Origin of the sequence: Kluyvera sichuanensis (assembly GCF_040930405.1) — a bacterium.
GTDB lineage: Bacteria > Pseudomonadota > Gammaproteobacteria > Enterobacterales > Enterobacteriaceae > Kluyvera > Kluyvera sichuanensis.
Map to the genome: position 1 here is coordinate 4,024,062 of NZ_CP162271.1, position 16,287 is coordinate 4,040,348.

Here is a 16,287-nt window from a genome sequence, read left to right on the forward strand (position 1 = left end):
GCTCGAGGGCCGGGTTAGCGGGCGCGAAAAATGGCATGATTTCTGCTGAGGGACGATGACGGGAAAAGAGAAGGAAGCCCCATGAGCCTCATACGTTTACAGAAGGATTCGGTTGCGACCGGTATTAGCTGGCTGCTGACCGGCGTGATTTTGCTGCTGGTCTGCCTGTTCTCGGCGCTTATCGTGCGCGATTACGGGCGAGAAAGCGCATCGGCCCGGCAAACCATCCAGGAGAAAGGCAGCGTGCTTATTCGCGCGCTGGAGTCGGGCACCCGCGTTGGCATGGGAATGCGCATGCATCATGCCCAGCTTCAGGCCATGCTGGAAGAGATGGCCTGGCAGCCGGGCGTGCTGTGGTTTGCCGTCACCGATGAGCAGGGAACGGTGATCGCCCATAGCGACCCGCAGCAGGTGGGCAAGACGCTCTACGATGCGCAGCAGATGCACGAACTGCAGGTTAGTGACGCCGTGCGTGAACGACGCGTTGCAACACCCGAACCGGCGCTGGAGGTCTACCGGTCATTTCGCCCGCTGGAGAGCGGCAACGGCCACCATATGCGCATGATGATGCGGCGGGAGGTGGTGACGACTCCGCAGGTGATTTTTGTCGCCTTTGATGTGCGTGAACTCGACGCCGAGCAGGCACGCGGGCTGCGCAATATGATTGTGATCCTGTGCGCCGCCGGGCTGGTGATGGTGGCGACCATCCTCGCGCAGTTCTGGTTCCGTCGCTATCAACGCTCACGCAGGTTGTTACAGGAAGCGACCCACCGCAGAGAAAAGCTGGTGGCCTTAGGCCATCTGGCGGCCGGGGTGGCGCATGAAATTCGCAATCCGCTCTCATCGATTAAAGGGCTGGCGAAGTACTTTGCTGAACGTACACCGCCGGGGGGAGAAGCCTACGCGCTGGCACAGGTGATGGCGAAAGAGGCTGACCGTCTGAACCGCGTGGTTAGCGACCTGCTGGAGCTGGTGCGCCCGGCGCATTTAAAATGGCAGTCGGTGGATCTCAACGAGGTGATTGCCCACTCGCTCCAGCTGGTCAGCCAGGATGCGCGTGGCCGGGAGATTACGCTGCAGTTCACTCCACCGCCTGCGTTACGCCGCATTCAGGCCGACCCGGACCGGCTGAATCAGGTGCTGCTGAATCTCTATCTCAACGCGATTCAGGCGATAGGTCACGGCGGTGTGATTACGGTAACGGCCAATGAGTGTAGCGACGGTCGCGTGAAGGTCACCGTCGCCGATAACGGCAAGGGGATGACGGCTGAGCAGCTACAGGCGATTTTCACCCCGTACTTCACCACCAAAGCCGACGGCACCGGTCTGGGGCTGGCGGTGGTACAGAACATTATTGAGCAGCATGGCGGAACCATTCACGCCGATAGCCGTCCCGGCGAGGGGGCCACATTTACCCTCTATCTGCCGGTTAATGAGCAACAAAAGGAACAGCAAGGATGAGCGTAGAGAAGGGCGATATTCTGGTGGTGGACGATGATATCAGCCACTGCACTATTCTCGAGGCGCTGCTGCGCGGGTGGGGATATCAGGTCTCGCTGGCGCATAACGGCCGGGAGGCGCTGGAACAGGTGCGCCAACGGGTATTTGATTTAGTGCTTTGCGATATCCGCATGGCGGAGATGGACGGCATTGCGACGCTCAAAGAGATAAAGGCCTGGAACCCGTCGATCCCGGTGCTGATCATGACCGCCTACTCCAGCGTGGGGACGGCGGTTGAGGCGCTAAAATCCGGCGCGCTGGATTACCTCATCAAGCCGTTAGACTTCGATAACCTACAGCAGACGCTGTCACAGGCGCTGGTGCATACCCGGCAGCCTGACGGCGCAGTTGAAGCTTCTCCCGCGGCTCAGTTCGGGATGGTCGGCGATAGCCCAGCCATGCAGGCGCTGCTGCACAATATCGCGCTGGTTGCCCCTTCTGATGCCACGGTGCTGATTCACGGCGAGTCGGGCACCGGTAAAGAGTTGGTGGCGCGAGCCCTACACGCCAGCAGCGCGCGCTGCGATAAGCCGCTGGTGACGCTGAACTGCGCGGCGCTCAATGAGTCTTTGCTGGAGTCCGAACTGTTCGGCCACGAGAAAGGGGCGTTTACCGGTGCGGATAGGCGGCGGGAAGGGCGTTTTGTCGAAGCGAGTGGCGGGACCTTATTCCTCGATGAAATTGGCGATATCTCGCCGCTGATGCAGGTGCGCCTGCTGCGCGCGATTCAGGAACGCGAGGTGCAGCGCGTAGGCAGCAACCAGACCATTTCGGTGGATGTCCGCCTGATAGCCGCCACCCATCGCAATCTGGCGGAAGAGGTTAGCGCCGGGCGCTTTCGCCAGGATCTCTATTACCGACTGAACGTGGTGACCATCGACATGCCGCCGCTGCGTCAGCGGCGCGAAGATATTCCCGCTCTCGCGCACTACTTCCTGAAACGCTACGCCGAGCGCAACCGTAAAGCGGTGCAGGGATTTACCCCGCAGGCGATGGATCTGCTGATTCACTACGACTGGCCGGGCAATATTCGTGAACTGGAAAACGCGGTGGAGCGGGCGGTGGTGCTGCTGACGGGAGATTATATCTCTGAGCGCGAGCTGCCGCTGGCGATCGCGGGTACGCCGGTACCGATGTTGTCGTCGGCCGATGATGAGATTCTGCCGCTGGTGGAGGTGGAAAAAGAGGTCATCCTGGCGGCGCTCGAAAAAACGGGCGGCAACAAAACTGAAGCCGCCCGTCAGTTGGGCATTACGCGCAAAACGCTGCTGGCCAAGCTCAGCCGTTAGTTTTGCTCACGCTCGATGGCGCGCCAGCCGATATCGCGACGGCTGAAGCTGCCGTCCCAGTGAATATCGGTCATTAAGGCGTAAGCGCGTTGCTGCGCTTCTGCCACGGTATGGCCCAGCGCGGTGGCGCACAGCACGCGGCCGCCGCTGGTCAGCACGCGGTCGTCGTCAGCGAGCCTGGTGCCCGCGTGGAAGACTTTACCGTCAGTTGAGGATTCCAGCGGCAGGCCGTGGATCTCATCACCGGTGTTGTAGTTGCCAGGGTAACCGCCCGCGGCAATCACTACGCCCAGCGAGGCGCGATCGTCCCACTCGGAGGTTTTTTCATCCAGCTTGCCGTCGCAGGCGGCCAGGCAAAGATCCACCAGATCCGACTTCATGCGCAGCATGATCGGCTGCGTTTCCGGATCGCCAAAGCGGCAGTTGAACTCGATAACCTTCGGGTTGCCCTGTTTGTCGATCATCAGGCCCGCGTACAGGAAGCCGGTGTAGGTATTCCCTTCTGCCGCCATGCCTTTCACGGTTGGCCAGATGATGCGTTCCATAGTGCGCTGGTGGACTTCATCGGTCACTACCGGTGCCGGGGAGTAAGCCCCCATGCCGCCGGTGTTCGGGCCGGTGTCACCGTTGCCCACGCGTTTGTGATCCTGACTGGTGGCCATCGGCAGCACGTGCTCACCGTCGACCATCACGATAAAGCTCGCTTCCTCGCCGTCGAGGAACTCTTCGATAACGATGCGGTGACCCGCGTCGCCAAAGGCGTTACCCGCCAGCATATCGTGTACGGCGGCTTCCGCTTCTTCGAGCGTCATCGCCACGATAACGCCTTTACCGGCGGCCAGGCCGTCGGCTTTGATAACGATCGGCGCGCCTTTCTCACGCAGATAGGCCAATGCAGGCTCAATCTCAGTGAAGTTCTGATACTCCGCCGTCGGGATCTGGTGACGGGCGAGGAAATCTTTGGTGAAGGCTTTGGAGCCTTCCAACTGTGCCGCGCCTTCGGTTGGCCCGAAGATCTTCAGGCCAGCAGCGCGGAACGCATCGACTACGCCAATCACCAGCGGCGCTTCCGGGCCGACGATGGTCAGGTCAATCTTCTCGTTCTGGGCAAAGCTCAGCAGTGCCGGAATATCGGTGACGCCGATAGCCACGTTCTGCAACGCGGGCTCCAGTGCGGTACCGGCGTTACCCGGTGCGACAAAAACGGTATCAACCAGCGGAGACTGTGCCGCTTTCCAGCCCAGTGCGTGTTCGCGGCCGCCGTTACCAATGACTAAAACTTTCATCGTCTGCTCCCTGAATTAATGGCGGAAGTGGCGCATGTCGGTGAAGATCATCGCGATGCCGTGTTCATCGGCAGCGGCAATCACCTCTTCGTCGCGGATAGAACCGCCTGGCTGGATAACGCAGCTCACGCCAACGGCGGCAGCGGCATCAATGCCATCGCGGAACGGGAAGAATGCGTCGGAAGCCATGGCGGAGCCTTTCACTTCCAGACCTTCATCAGAAGCTTTAATGCCCGCGATTTTGGCGGAGTAAACGCGGCTCATCTGGCCTGCGCCTATACCGATAGTCATGTTCTCTTTGGCATACACAATGGCGTTGGACTTCACGAACTTCGCCACCTTCCAGCAGAACAGCGCATCGCGCAGCTCCTGCTCGGTAGGCTGACGTTTGGAAACGACGCGCAGTTCACCTTCGGTGACCATACCCAGGTCACGATCCTGAACCAGCAGGCCGCCGTTCACACGTTTAAAGTCGAGACCCGGCACGCGCTGTGCCCACTGGCCGCAGGTCAGGACGCGAACGTTCTGTTTAGCGGCGGTGATCTTCAGCGCTTCTTCGGTCGCGGATGGGGCGATGATCACTTCCACGAACTGGCGGGAGATGATCGCCTGCGCGGTTTCAGCATCCAGCTCGCGGTTAAAGGCGATGATGCCGCCGAACGCGGAGGTTGGGTCCGTTTTATAAGCGCTGTCGTAAGCGTTGAGAATAGAGGTGCTGACTGCTACACCACATGGGTTCGCGTGCTTGACGATAACGCAGGCCGGTTCGTTGAACTCTTTCACGCACTCCAGCGCCGCATCGGTATCAGCGATGTTGTTATAAGAGAGCGCTTTGCCCTGAACTTGCTGCGCGGTGGCAACGGATGCCTCTTTGACGTTTTCTTCTATATAGAAGGCAGCTTGCTGGTGGCTGTTCTCGCCGTAGCGCATATCCTGCTTCTTAATGAAGTTCAGGTTCAGCGTACGCGGGAAACGACCCGCGGCTTCTTTGCTCTCACCGTGGTACGCCGGAACCATGCTGCCGAAGTAGTTGGCAATCATGCTGTCATAAGCGGCGGTGTGTTCGAAGGCTTTAATCGCGAGATCGAAACGGGTGTCGAGGGTCAGAGAACCTTCGTTCGCATCCATCTCTTTAATAATGGCGTCGTAGTCGCTGCTCTTGACGACGATAGCAACGTCTTTATGGTTCTTGGCGGCGGAGCGAACCATCGTTGGGCCGCCGATATCAATGTTCTCTACCGCATCTTCCAGCGAGCAGCCTTCACGGGCGACGGTCTCGGCGAACGGATAAAGGTTAACGACAACCATATCGATAGGCGCAATGTGATGCTGTTCCATAATGGCATCGTCCTGGCCGCGACGACCGAGGATGCCACCGTGTACTTTTGGATGCAGGGTCTTTACGCGTCCATCCATCATTTCCGGGAAACCGGTGTAATCGGAAACTTCGGTCACCGGCAGACCTTTTTCTGCTAACAGGCGGGCGGTGCCTCCTGTAGACAGCAGCTCCACACCGCGTGCGGAAAGTGCCTGGGCGAACTCGATGATACCGGCCTTGTCAGAAACACTGAGCAGAGCGCGGCGGACTGGACGACGTTGTTGCATGGTAAATCCCCTGGATTTGACTATTACAGAGAGCGTTAGGTGAATTCTTGCGTAAAAACTCAGCTAACGCCCCTTACGGGGCATCCTTGTTTTGCGGGTGCATTGTAACGAAAACGTTTGCGCAACGCTCGCGAATTTTTCTCTTTCCCTCAATTCCATTATTTCATCTCTATAGATGAGGGATAAAACCGGGAGATTCTCGAGAGCGATCCTTATTTTTGTGGATAACTCTGTGTGTAAATGGGTATAAGGTGGGGTTCTGCTGGGGATTTCAGCAGTCAGTCATTTTTCTGCAATTTAAGGGTTGCGGGCCTGAGGAAACTCCCTATAATGCGCCTCCATCGACACGGCGGATGTGAATCACTTCACACTAACTAGCCGGGTTGGTTGAAGAGAAAAACCTGAAAATGAGGGTTGACTCTGAAAGAGGAAAGCGTAATATACGCCACCTCGCAACAGTGAGCGAAAGCCGTGTTGCACTGCTCTTTAACAATTTATCAGACAATCTGTGTGGGCACTCGAAGATACGGATTCTTAACGTCGCAAGACGATAAATGAATACCAAGTCTCTGAGTGAACACGTAATTCATTACGAAGTTTAATTCACGAGCATCAAACTTAAATTGAAGAGTTTGATCATGGCTCAGATTGAACGCTGGCGGCAGGCCTAACACATGCAAGTCGAACGGTAGCACAGAGAGCTTGCTCTTGGGTGACGAGTGGCGGACGGGTGAGTAATGTCTGGGAAACTGCCCGATGGAGGGGGATAACTACTGGAAACGGTAGCTAATACCGCATAACGTCGCAAGACCAAAGTGGGGGACCTTCGGGCCTCACACCATCGGATGTGCCCAGATGGGATTAGCTAGTTGGTGAGGTAATGGCTCACCAAGGCGACGATCCCTAGCTGGTCTGAGAGGATGACCAGCCACACTGGAACTGAGACACGGTCCAGACTCCTACGGGAGGCAGCAGTGGGGAATATTGCACAATGGGCGCAAGCCTGATGCAGCCATGCCGCGTGTATGAAGAAGGCCTTCGGGTTGTAAAGTACTTTCAGCGAGGAGGAAGGCGTTAAGGTTAATAACCTTAGCGATTGACGTTACTCGCAGAAGAAGCACCGGCTAACTCCGTGCCAGCAGCCGCGGTAATACGGAGGGTGCAAGCGTTAATCGGAATTACTGGGCGTAAAGCGCACGCAGGCGGTCTGTCAAGTCGGATGTGAAATCCCCGGGCTCAACCTGGGAACTGCATTCGAAACTGGCAGGCTAGAGTCTTGTAGAGGGGGGTAGAATTCCAGGTGTAGCGGTGAAATGCGTAGAGATCTGGAGGAATACCGGTGGCGAAGGCGGCCCCCTGGACAAAGACTGACGCTCAGGTGCGAAAGCGTGGGGAGCAAACAGGATTAGATACCCTGGTAGTCCACGCCGTAAACGATGTCTATTTGAAGGTTGTTCCCTTGAGGAGTGGCTTTCGGAGCTAACGCGTTAAATAGACCGCCTGGGGAGTACGGCCGCAAGGTTAAAACTCAAATGAATTGACGGGGGCCCGCACAAGCGGTGGAGCATGTGGTTTAATTCGATGCAACGCGAAGAACCTTACCTACTCTTGACATCCACGGAATTTAGCAGAGATGCTTTAGTGCCTTCGGGAACCGTGAGACAGGTGCTGCATGGCTGTCGTCAGCTCGTGTTGTGAAATGTTGGGTTAAGTCCCGCAACGAGCGCAACCCTTATCCTTTGTTGCCAGCGGTTCGGCCGGGAACTCAAAGGAGACTGCCAGTGATAAACTGGAGGAAGGTGGGGATGACGTCAAGTCATCATGGCCCTTACGAGTAGGGCTACACACGTGCTACAATGGCATATACAAAGAGAAGCGACCTCGCGAGAGCAAGCGGACCTCATAAAGTATGTCGTAGTCCGGATTGGAGTCTGCAACTCGACTCCATGAAGTCGGAATCGCTAGTAATCGTAGATCAGAATGCTACGGTGAATACGTTCCCGGGCCTTGTACACACCGCCCGTCACACCATGGGAGTGGGTTGCAAAAGAAGTAGGTAGCTTAACCTTCGGGAGGGCGCTTACCACTTTGTGATTCATGACTGGGGTGAAGTCGTAACAAGGTAACCGTAGGGGAACCTGCGGTTGGATCACCTCCTTACCTTAAAGAAGCGTTCTTTGAAGTGCTCACACAGATTGTCTGATGAAAATTAGCAGTAAAAATCTCTGCAGGCTTGTAGCTCAGGTGGTTAGAGCGCACCCCTGATAAGGGTGAGGTCGGTGGTTCAAGTCCACTCAGGCCTACCAAATTCGCAAGAATTGTCGGTACAGAGATTAGCATTTTGCGATGGGGTTATAGCTCAGCTGGGAGAGCGCCTGCCTTGCACGCAGGAGGTCTGCGGTTCGATCCCGCATAGCTCCACCATCCTTTACTGCAACAAACCCAAGAAAACTTCAGAGTGTACCTGAAAAGGTTCACTGCGAAGTTTTGCTCTTTAAAAATCTGGATCAAGCTGAAAATTGAAACAGCACACTGAACTCTGTTCTCCGTAATAAGAACAGACTGAAGTGTGTTTGAGTCTCTCAAATTTTTGCAGCGCGATGATGAATCGAAAGAAACATCTTCGGGTTGTGAGGTTAAGCGACTAAGCGTACACGGTGGATGCCCTGGCAGTCAGAGGCGATGAAGGACGTGCTAATCTGCGATAAGCGTCGGTAAGGTGATATGAACCGTTATAACCGACGATTTCCGAATGGGGAAACCCAGTGTGATTCGTCACACTATCATTACGTGAATACATAGCGTAATGAAGCGAACCGGGGGAACTGAAACATCTAAGTACCCCGAGGAAAAGAAATCAACCGAGATTCCCCCAGTAGCGGCGAGCGAACGGGGAGCAGCCCAGAGCCTGAATCAGCATGTGTGATAGTGGAACGGTATGGAAAGGCCGGCGATACAGGGTGATAGCCCCGTACACAAAATTGCATGTGTTGTGAGCTCGATGAGTAGGGCGGGACACGTGGTATCCTGTCTGAATATGGGGGGACCATCCTCCAAGGCTAAATACTCCTGACTGACCGATAGTGAACCAGTACCGTGAGGGAAAGGCGAAAAGAACCCCGGCGAGGGGAGTGAAAAAGAACCTGAAACCGTGTACGTACAAGCAGTGGGAGCATCCTTCGGGGTGTGACTGCGTACCTTTTGTATAATGGGTCAGCGACTTATATTCTGTAGCAAGGTTAACCGAATAGGGGAGCCGCAGGGAAACCGAGTCTTAACTGGGCGTTAAGTTGCAGGGTATAGACCCGAAACCCGGTGATCTAGCCATGGGCAGGTTGAAGGTTGGGTAACACTAACTGGAGGACCGAACCGACTAATGTTGAAAAATTAGCGGATGACTTGTGGCTGGGGGTGAAAGGCCAATCAAACCGGGAGATAGCTGGTTCTCCCCGAAAGCTATTTAGGTAGCGCCTCGTGAATTCATCTTCGGGGGTAGAGCACTGTTTCGGCTAGGGGGTCATCCCGACTTACCAACCCGATGCAAACTACGAATACCGAAGAATGTTATCACGGGAGACACACGGCGGGTGCTAACGTCCGTCGTGAAGAGGGAAACAACCCAGACCGCCAGCTAAGGTCCCAAAGTCACAGTTAAGTGGGAAACGATGTGGGAAGGCTCAGACAGCCAGGATGTTGGCTTAGAAGCAGCCATCATTTAAAGAAAGCGTAATAGCTCACTGGTCGAGTCGGCCTGCGCGGAAGATGTAACGGGGCTAAACTGTGCACCGAAGCTGCGGCAGCGACACTATGTGTTGTTGGGTAGGGGAGCGTTCTGTAAGCCTGCGAAGGTGTCCTGTGAGGGATGCTGGAGGTATCAGAAGTGCGAATGCTGACATAAGTAACGATAATGCGGGTGAAAAACCCGCACGCCGGAAGACCAAGGGTTCCTGTCCAACGTTAATCGGGGCAGGGTGAGTCGACCCCTAAGGCGAGGCCGAAAGGCGTAGTCGATGGGAAACAGGTTAATATTCCTGTACTTGGTGTTACTGCGAAGGGGGGACGGAGAAGGCTATGTTAGCCGGGCGACGGTTGTCCCGGTTTAAGCATGTAGGCGGGCGTTTTAGGTAAATCCGGAACGCTATTAACGCTGAGGTGTGATGACGAGGCACTACGGTGCTGAAGTAACAAATGCCCTGCTTCCAGGAAAAGCCTCTAAGCATCAGGTAACATCAAATCGTACCCCAAACCGACACAGGTGGTCAGGTAGAGAATACCAAGGCGCTTGAGAGAACTCGGGTGAAGGAACTAGGCAAAATGGTGCCGTAACTTCGGGAGAAGGCACGCTGATATGTAGGTGAAGTGATTTACTCATGGAGCTGAAATCAGTCGAAGATACCAGCTGGCTGCAACTGTTTATTAAAAACACAGCACTGTGCAAACACGAAAGTGGACGTATACGGTGTGACGCCTGCCCGGTGCCGGAAGGTTAATTGATGGGGTTAGCGGCAACGCGAAGCTCTTGATCGAAGCCCCGGTAAACGGCGGCCGTAACTATAACGGTCCTAAGGTAGCGAAATTCCTTGTCGGGTAAGTTCCGACCTGCACGAATGGCGTAATGATGGCCAGGCTGTCTCCACCCGAGACTCAGTGAAATTGAACTCGCTGTGAAGATGCAGTGTACCCGCGGCAAGACGGAAAGACCCCGTGAACCTTTACTATAGCTTGACACTGAACACTGGTCCTTGATGTGTAGGATAGGTGGGAGGCTTTGAAGTGTGGACGCCAGTTCGCATGGAGCCAACCTTGAAATACCACCCTTTAATGGCTGGTGTTCTAACGTAGACCCGTAATCCGGGTTGCGGACAGTGTCTGGTGGGTAGTTTGACTGGGGCGGTCTCCTCCTAAAGAGTAACGGAGGAGCACGAAGGTTAGCTAATCCTGGTCGGACATCAGGAGGTTAGTGCAAAGGCATAAGCTAGCTTGACTGCGAGAGTGACGGCTCGAGCAGGTGCGAAAGCAGGTCTTAGTGATCCGGTGGTTCTGTATGGAAGGGCCATCGCTCAACGGATAAAAGGTACTCCGGGGATAACAGGCTGATACCGCCCAAGAGTTCATATCGACGGCGGTGTTTGGCACCTCGATGTCGGCTCATCACATCCTGGGGCTGAAGTAGGTCCCAAGGGTATGGCTGTTCGCCATTTAAAGTGGTACGCGAGCTGGGTTTAGAACGTCGTGAGACAGTTCGGTCCCTATCTGCCGTGGGCGCTGGAGAATTGAGGGGGGCTGCTCCTAGTACGAGAGGACCGGAGTGGACGCATCACTGGTGTTCGGGTTGTCATGCCAATGGCATTGCCCGGTAGCTAAATGCGGAAAAGATAAGTGCTGAAAGCATCTAAGCACGAAACTTGCCCCAAGATGAGTTCTCCCTGACTCTTTGAGAGTCCTGAAGGAACGTTGAAGACGACGACGTTGATAGGCTGGGTGTGTAAGCGTAGCGATACGTTGAGCTAACCAGTACTAATGAACCGTGAGGCTTAACCTTACAACGCCGAAGATGTTTTGGCGAAAGAGACATCGATATTCAGCTTGATTACAGATTACATCAGAACGCGAAAAGCGGTCTGATAAACAGAATTTGCCTGGCGGCTGTAGCGCGGTGGTCCCACCTGACCCCATGCCGAACTCAGAAGTGAAACGCCGTAGCGCCGATGGTAGTGTGGGGTCTCCCCATGCGAGAGTAGGGAACTGCCAGGCATCAATTAGTGAAGAAGCCCATCCCGACGGATGGGCTTTTTTGCGTCTGCGGAAAGTGAAAATACGGTGAAAATCCCGGGGTCACTGCGTTCGCCCGGGCTTGTATGATTACCTCGTCAGAAAGAACCGGCCAGTTCTCTCTGATGGCGGTCCGGATGCCGTGCCCGGGCTTAGGCTTTCACGCCTGTACCGTAGATATTCTGCACCGGTCCGCCGTTCTTTCTCATGTGACAAACCGGACAGTATCATGGACCGGTTTTTACCGGTAATCCGCATTCGCAAGGTGGGTTTCACTATGGAATATGAACTGTACTTCATCGGCATTGATGTCGCTAAAACTAAACTTGATGTTGATATCCTTCGCCCTGATGGCCGCCATCTCTGTAAAAAGTTTGCCAATACTCCCCCGGGCTATGAGGACCTGGTCCGCTGGCTTCGTAGCCATGAGGTGAGCCATGCTCATGTCTGCATGGAGTCTACCAGCACCTACATGGAAGACGCTGCCGCCCATCTGAGCGATGCCGGGTATACCGTCTCCATCATCAACCCTTCCCTGAGCGCTGCCTTTGCCCGCAGTGAAGGGCTGCGCAACAAAACCGACAAAGTGGACGCTCGTATGCTGGCTCACTTCTGCCGGGAGAAAAAGCCGCCAGCATGGGAAGCGCCGCACCCGACAGAGCGGGCCCTGAAAGCGCTGGTGCTACGACATCAGTCGCTGACAGAGATGCAGACTCAGGAGAAAAACCGCCAGGAAACTGCACCGGAAGTACAGCTGGAGAGCATTGATGTTCTCCTGCAGTGTCTGGGAGCAGAGCTGAGGCGCATTGAAAAACAGATAAAAGACCTGACGGACAACGACCCCGATATGAAACAACGGCGGAAGCTGCTGAGCAGTATCCCGGGGATAGGAGAGAAAACCGCCGCGGTGCTGCTGGCGTACACGGGACTGAAGCTGAGGTTCGCCACTGCGCGGCAGTTCGCAGCGTATGCAGGACTGACGCCGAAGCAGCATGAGTCGGGGAGCAGCGTGATGCGAACAAGCAGGATGAGCAAAGCAGGACCGGTTCATCTGCGCGGAGCATTATATATGCCGGCGATGTCAGCGTTGTATCACACGGCATGGGGAAAAGCGTTCAGGGAAAGGCTGGAAGGTAACGGGAAGCGACCGAAAGTGATAATAGGTGCAATGATGCGTAAGCTGGCGCAGGTGGCCTATGGGGTATTAAAGTCAGGAAAAACGTTCGATGCGTTGCAGCATGGGATGCCTGTAGTATAAAGGCGGACGGGGAAGTGATAACAGCGCCAGAAGGCGCTGTTAAAGTTATGCCTGCAATCCGGGAAGCAACGGTGAAAAGGAGTTGCTGCCGCTCACAGTATCTACAACGGATCTGGTAGCCCGGACGAGGCGTTTACGCCGACTCCGGGGATGCACCGCAATAACGTAAATGCAGCAACGGATAAGGTCGCCCATGATCGTCCGTCTCCGACCGGCCGGTCACGGCAAACCCCATCTTCTGATAGAACACCACCGCCTGCGCATTCTGCTCGTTAACATCCGTGGTCAGATCGGGAATTAGCGACAGCGCATGTTCAACCAACTTGCGTCCCACGCCGGTTCCTCGTGCATCAGGATCGACGAATAGCGCCTCCAGATGATGCTCAGACAGCAGCATAAACGCCACCGGCACATCATTATCATCTACCGCCACCCAGAGCGGGGCTTCCGGCAGAAATGCCCGTACCTGGACCTCAATATCGGCCCTATCCTGCACGGAAAGAAAATCATGCGTCGCATCGACCGAACGACACCAAATCGCAATCAGTCGTTCGCCCTCATGGCGCTGTGAACGTCGAATTATCATCATTTTTCTCCTTTTCGAATCGTTTCAACATTCTACCTTATAAGTAATTGAAACTTTCTCACCTTCAACTTGCAGACTCGACATTTAACGGAAATCTGGGTATCGTTAGCTGTCTGGATGTCTAAACGTTTATACGTATGCTGTGAGGTAATAAGGTTATGCCGATTCGGGTGCAGGACGAGCTACCAGCCGTCAATTTCTTGCGTGATGAGAACGTCTTTGTGATGACCACGTCGCGTGCTACGGGTCAGGAAATTCGTCCTTTGAAGGTGCTGATACTCAACCTGATGCCGAAGAAGATTGAGACAGAAAACCAATTTTTACGCCTTCTGTCAAACTCTCCGCTGCAGCTGGATATCCAGCTCCTGCGTATTGATGCACGCGAGTCGCGTAATACACCAACGGAGCATCTTAATAACTTTTACTGTAATTTCGACGACATTCGCGACCAGAACTTTGATGGTCTGATCGTCACCGGTGCGCCGCTTGGGCTGGTAGAATTTAACGACGTTGCCTACTGGCCGCAGATCAAACAGGTGCTCGAGTGGGCCAAAGATCACGTCACGTCGACGCTGTTTGTCTGTTGGGCGGTACAGGCCGCGCTCAATATTCTCTATGGCATTCCCAAGCAAACCCGCAACGACAAGCTCTCCGGCGTTTATGAACACCACATTCTCCACCCGCATGCCCTGCTGACGCGCGGCTTTGATGATAGCTTCCTGGCCCCGCACTCTCGCTATGCCGACTTCCCGGCGCAGCTGATTCGTGACTATACCGACCTGGAAATTCTCGCCGAAACGGAAGGCGGTGACGCCTATCTGTTTGCCAGCAAAGATAAGCGTATCGCCTTTGTTACCGGCCACCCGGAATATGATGCGCATACCCTGGCGAGCGAATTTTTCCGCGATGTGGATGCCGGTTTAACCCCGGAAGTGCCGTATAACTACTTCCCGAAAGATGACCCGAATAACAAACCGCACGCGACCTGGCGCAGCCACGGAAATCTGCTGTTTGCCAACTGGCTCAACTACTACGTCTACCAGATCACTCCGTATGATCTGCGGAATATGAACCCTACGCTGGATTGATCTTCTACCTTCCACGATCCTAAAGCGTTTCAGCATTCTCAATCAGGCACCTTCGGGTGCCTTTTTTGTTTCCGAAATCACCCCCAGTGCAAAATAAATTTTTATCTTATTACTAATCAATAAGTTGTATTTGTTTTTAATTAAAAATGGAAATTGTTTTTGTTTTTTTAATTTTATTGATTAGGATTAAAAACGTTGAGCGAAAACCACACAACGATCTTCTGCTCAGCTGGCGGGGAAACTATTCGGATCACTCACGAGGAGCTGCACCATGACACAACAGGCCACAACAACCGATGAACTGGCTTTTCTGAAGCCTTCTGGCGCGCAGGAACAGCAAGTTCTGACTGCGGAAGCGGTGGAATTTCTGACCGAACTGGTGACCCGATTTACGCCTAAACGCAATAAGCTGCTGGCTGCACGTATTCAGCAGCAGCAGGATATCGATGACGGTAAACTCCCCGGTTTCATTTCGGAAACCGCTTCCATTAGAGAGGGTAACTGGACGGTTCGCGGTATTCCGGCTGATTTGCAGGATCGTCGCGTAGAAATCACCGGGCCGGTTGAGCGCAAAATGGTGATTAACGCGATGAACGCGAACGTCAAAGTGTTCATGGCCGATTTTGAAGACTCCCTCGCGCCGGACTGGAACAAGGTGATTGAAGGCCAGATCAACCTGCGCGATGCCGTCAATGGCACCATCAGCTATACCAACGACGCGGGCAAAATTTACCAGCTTAAGCCCGACCCGGCGGTGCTCATCTGCCGTGTGCGTGGCCTGCATCTGCCGGAAAAACACGTTACATGGCGCGGTGAAGCCATCCCGGGCAGCCTGTTTGATTTCGCGCTCTACTTCTTCCACAACTACAAAGCGTTGCTGGCAAAAGGCAGCGGCCCCTATTTCTATCTGCCGAAAACGCAGGCCTGGCAGGAAGCGGCCTGGTGGAACGAGGTGTTCTGCTTCGCAGAAGATCGCTTCAACCTGCCGCGCGGCACCATCAAAGCCACGCTGCTGATTGAAACGCTGCCGGCAGTTTTCCAGATGGACGAAATTTTGCACGCGCTGCGTGACCATATTGTCGGTCTGAACTGCGGCCGTTGGGACTACATCTTCAGCTATATCAAAACCCTGAAGAACCACCCGGACCGCGTACTGCCGGATCGTCAGGTGGTGACGATGGATAAACCGTTCCTCAGCGCTTACTCGCGCCTGCTGATTAAAACCTGCCACAAGCGTGGCGCCTTCGCCATGGGCGGCATGGCGGCGTTTATCCCGAGTAAAGATGCCGAGCGCAACGCGCAGGTGCTGAATAAGGTGAAAGCGGATAAATCGCTGGAAGCTAACAACGGCCATGACGGTACATGGGTGGCGCACCCCGGTCTGGCGGATACCGCAATGGCGGTGTTTAACGAGGTACTGGGCGAGTGTCCAAACCAGTTAGCCGTTTCCCGCGCTGACGACGCGCCGATTACCGCAGAAGAACTGCTGTCACCGTGCGACGGCGAGCGCACGGAAGAGGGGATGCGCGCCAACATTCGCGTGGCGGTGCAGTACATCGAAGCCTGGATCTCCGGCAACGGCTGCGTACCGATTTATGGCCTGATGGAAGATGCGGCAACCGCTGAGATCTCCCGCACCTCCATCTGGCAGTGGATCCACCATCAGAAAACGCTCAGCAACGGCAAACCGGTTACCAAACCGCTGTTCCGCCAGATGCTGGCCGAAGAGCTGCTGGTTATCAAAGACGAGCTGGGCGATGCGCGCTTCAGCGGTGGCCGTTTCGATGATGCCGCACGCCTGATGGAGCAGATCACCACCTCCGACGAACTTATCGACTTCTTGACCCTGCCTGGCTACCGCCTGCTGGCGTAATTCACCACATAACAATATGGAGCATCTGCA

The 16,287-nt window shown here is 54.9% G+C and carries 8 protein-coding genes, 2 tRNA genes and 3 rRNA genes; 10 read left to right on the forward strand and 3 right to left on the reverse strand.

Features of this window, described 5'->3' with window-relative positions:
- The first annotated feature begins 81 nt into the window (after positions 1 to 81).
- Both zraS and zraR read left to right on the forward strand, forming a co-directional pair.
- Entirely contained in the window at positions 82 to 1,461 is a 1,380-nt protein-coding gene (zraS, locus tag AB2B48_RS19345; protein ID WP_368299880.1) for a two-component system sensor histidine kinase ZraS, read from the forward strand.
- Complete coding sequence (zraR, locus tag AB2B48_RS19350) at positions 1,458 to 2,789, forward strand: sigma-54-dependent response regulator transcription factor ZraR (protein ID WP_368299881.1); 1,332 nt, start codon at positions 1,458 to 1,460, stop codon at positions 2,787 to 2,789. Before zraS ends, zraR begins: the two co-directional genes overlap by 4 nt.
- On the opposite strand, the gene purD is transcribed toward zraR, so the two are convergent.
- Entirely contained in the window at positions 2,786 to 4,075 is a 1,290-nt protein-coding gene (gene purD / locus AB2B48_RS19355; protein WP_368299882.1) for a phosphoribosylamine--glycine ligase, read from the reverse strand. The two genes, zraR and purD, sit on opposite strands and share 4 nt — an antisense overlap.
- Before the next feature lie 15 nt (positions 4,076 to 4,090).
- The gene (gene purH / locus AB2B48_RS19360) at positions 4,091 to 5,680 is read right to left on the reverse strand and encodes a bifunctional phosphoribosylaminoimidazolecarboxamide formyltransferase/IMP cyclohydrolase (RefSeq protein WP_185669921.1); all 1,590 of its coding nucleotides are present in this window, start codon (positions 5,678 to 5,680) and stop codon (positions 4,091 to 4,093) included.
- Positions 5,681 to 6,300: 620 nt separating this feature from the next.
- Between purH and AB2B48_RS19365 the strand changes: the two genes are divergently transcribed.
- The 6 genes from AB2B48_RS19365 (at position 6,301) to AB2B48_RS19390 (ending at position 12,710) form a co-directional block, all read left to right on the forward strand.
- A 16S ribosomal RNA gene (locus AB2B48_RS19365) occupies positions 6,301 to 7,840 on the forward strand.
- Positions 7,841 to 7,909: 69 nt separating this feature from the next.
- A tRNA-Ile gene (locus AB2B48_RS19370) sits at positions 7,910 to 7,986 on the forward strand.
- A gap of 42 nt (positions 7,987 to 8,028) precedes the next feature.
- Positions 8,029 to 8,104, forward strand: a tRNA-Ala gene (locus AB2B48_RS19375).
- Between the two features lie 210 nt (positions 8,105 to 8,314).
- A 23S ribosomal RNA gene (locus AB2B48_RS19380) occupies positions 8,315 to 11,222 on the forward strand.
- Between the two features lie 96 nt (positions 11,223 to 11,318).
- Positions 11,319 to 11,434: ribosomal RNA gene (gene rrf, locus AB2B48_RS19385) — 5S ribosomal RNA — on the forward strand.
- Together the 16S, 23S and 5S rRNA genes with 2 tRNA genes alongside form the textbook arrangement of a ribosomal RNA operon.
- Before the next feature lie 295 nt (positions 11,435 to 11,729).
- On the forward strand, positions 11,730 to 12,710 hold the full coding sequence (locus tag AB2B48_RS19390) for an IS110 family transposase (RefSeq protein WP_368301891.1): 981 nt from the start codon (positions 11,730 to 11,732) through the stop codon (positions 12,708 to 12,710).
- A 133-nt stretch (positions 12,711 to 12,843) separates the two neighbouring features.
- Here the strand turns inward: AB2B48_RS19390 and AB2B48_RS19395 are convergent, their stop codons facing one another.
- Entirely contained in the window at positions 12,844 to 13,299 is a 456-nt protein-coding gene (locus AB2B48_RS19395) for an acetyltransferase (RefSeq protein ID WP_368299883.1), read from the reverse strand.
- 155 nt (positions 13,300 to 13,454) lie between these two features.
- Between AB2B48_RS19395 and metA the strand changes: the two genes are divergently transcribed.
- Both metA and aceB read left to right on the forward strand, forming a co-directional pair.
- On the forward strand, positions 13,455 to 14,384 hold the full coding sequence (metA, locus tag AB2B48_RS19400) for a homoserine O-acetyltransferase MetA (protein WP_185668422.1): 930 nt from the start codon (positions 13,455 to 13,457) through the stop codon (positions 14,382 to 14,384).
- Between the two features lie 271 nt (positions 14,385 to 14,655).
- Positions 14,656 to 16,257 (forward strand): malate synthase A, encoded by a 1,602-nt coding sequence (gene aceB, locus AB2B48_RS19405; protein WP_368299885.1) that lies wholly within the window; start codon positions 14,656 to 14,658, stop codon positions 16,255 to 16,257.
- Positions 16,258 to 16,287: the final 30 nt, after the last annotated feature.

Coding starts and splice junctions, on each gene's coding strand:
- zraS (WP_368299880.1), top strand. CDS start 82: ATGAGCCTCATACGTTTACAGAAGGATTCGGTTGCGACCGGTATTAGC.
- zraR (WP_368299881.1), top strand. CDS start 1,458: ATGAGCGTAGAGAAGGGCGATATTCTGGTGGTGGACGATGATATCAGC.
- purD (WP_368299882.1), bottom strand. CDS start 4,075: ATGAAAGTTTTAGTCATTGGTAACGGCGGCCGCGAACACGCACTGGGC.
- purH (WP_185669921.1), bottom strand. CDS start 5,680: ATGCAACAACGTCGTCCAGTCCGCCGCGCTCTGCTCAGTGTTTCTGAC.
- AB2B48_RS19390 (WP_368301891.1), top strand. CDS start 11,730: ATGGAATATGAACTGTACTTCATCGGCATTGATGTCGCTAAAACTAAA.
- AB2B48_RS19395 (WP_368299883.1), bottom strand. CDS start 13,299: ATGATGATAATTCGACGTTCACAGCGCCATGAGGGCGAACGACTGATT.
- metA (WP_185668422.1), top strand. CDS start 13,455: ATGCCGATTCGGGTGCAGGACGAGCTACCAGCCGTCAATTTCTTGCGT.
- aceB (WP_368299885.1), top strand. CDS start 14,656: ATGACACAACAGGCCACAACAACCGATGAACTGGCTTTTCTGAAGCCT.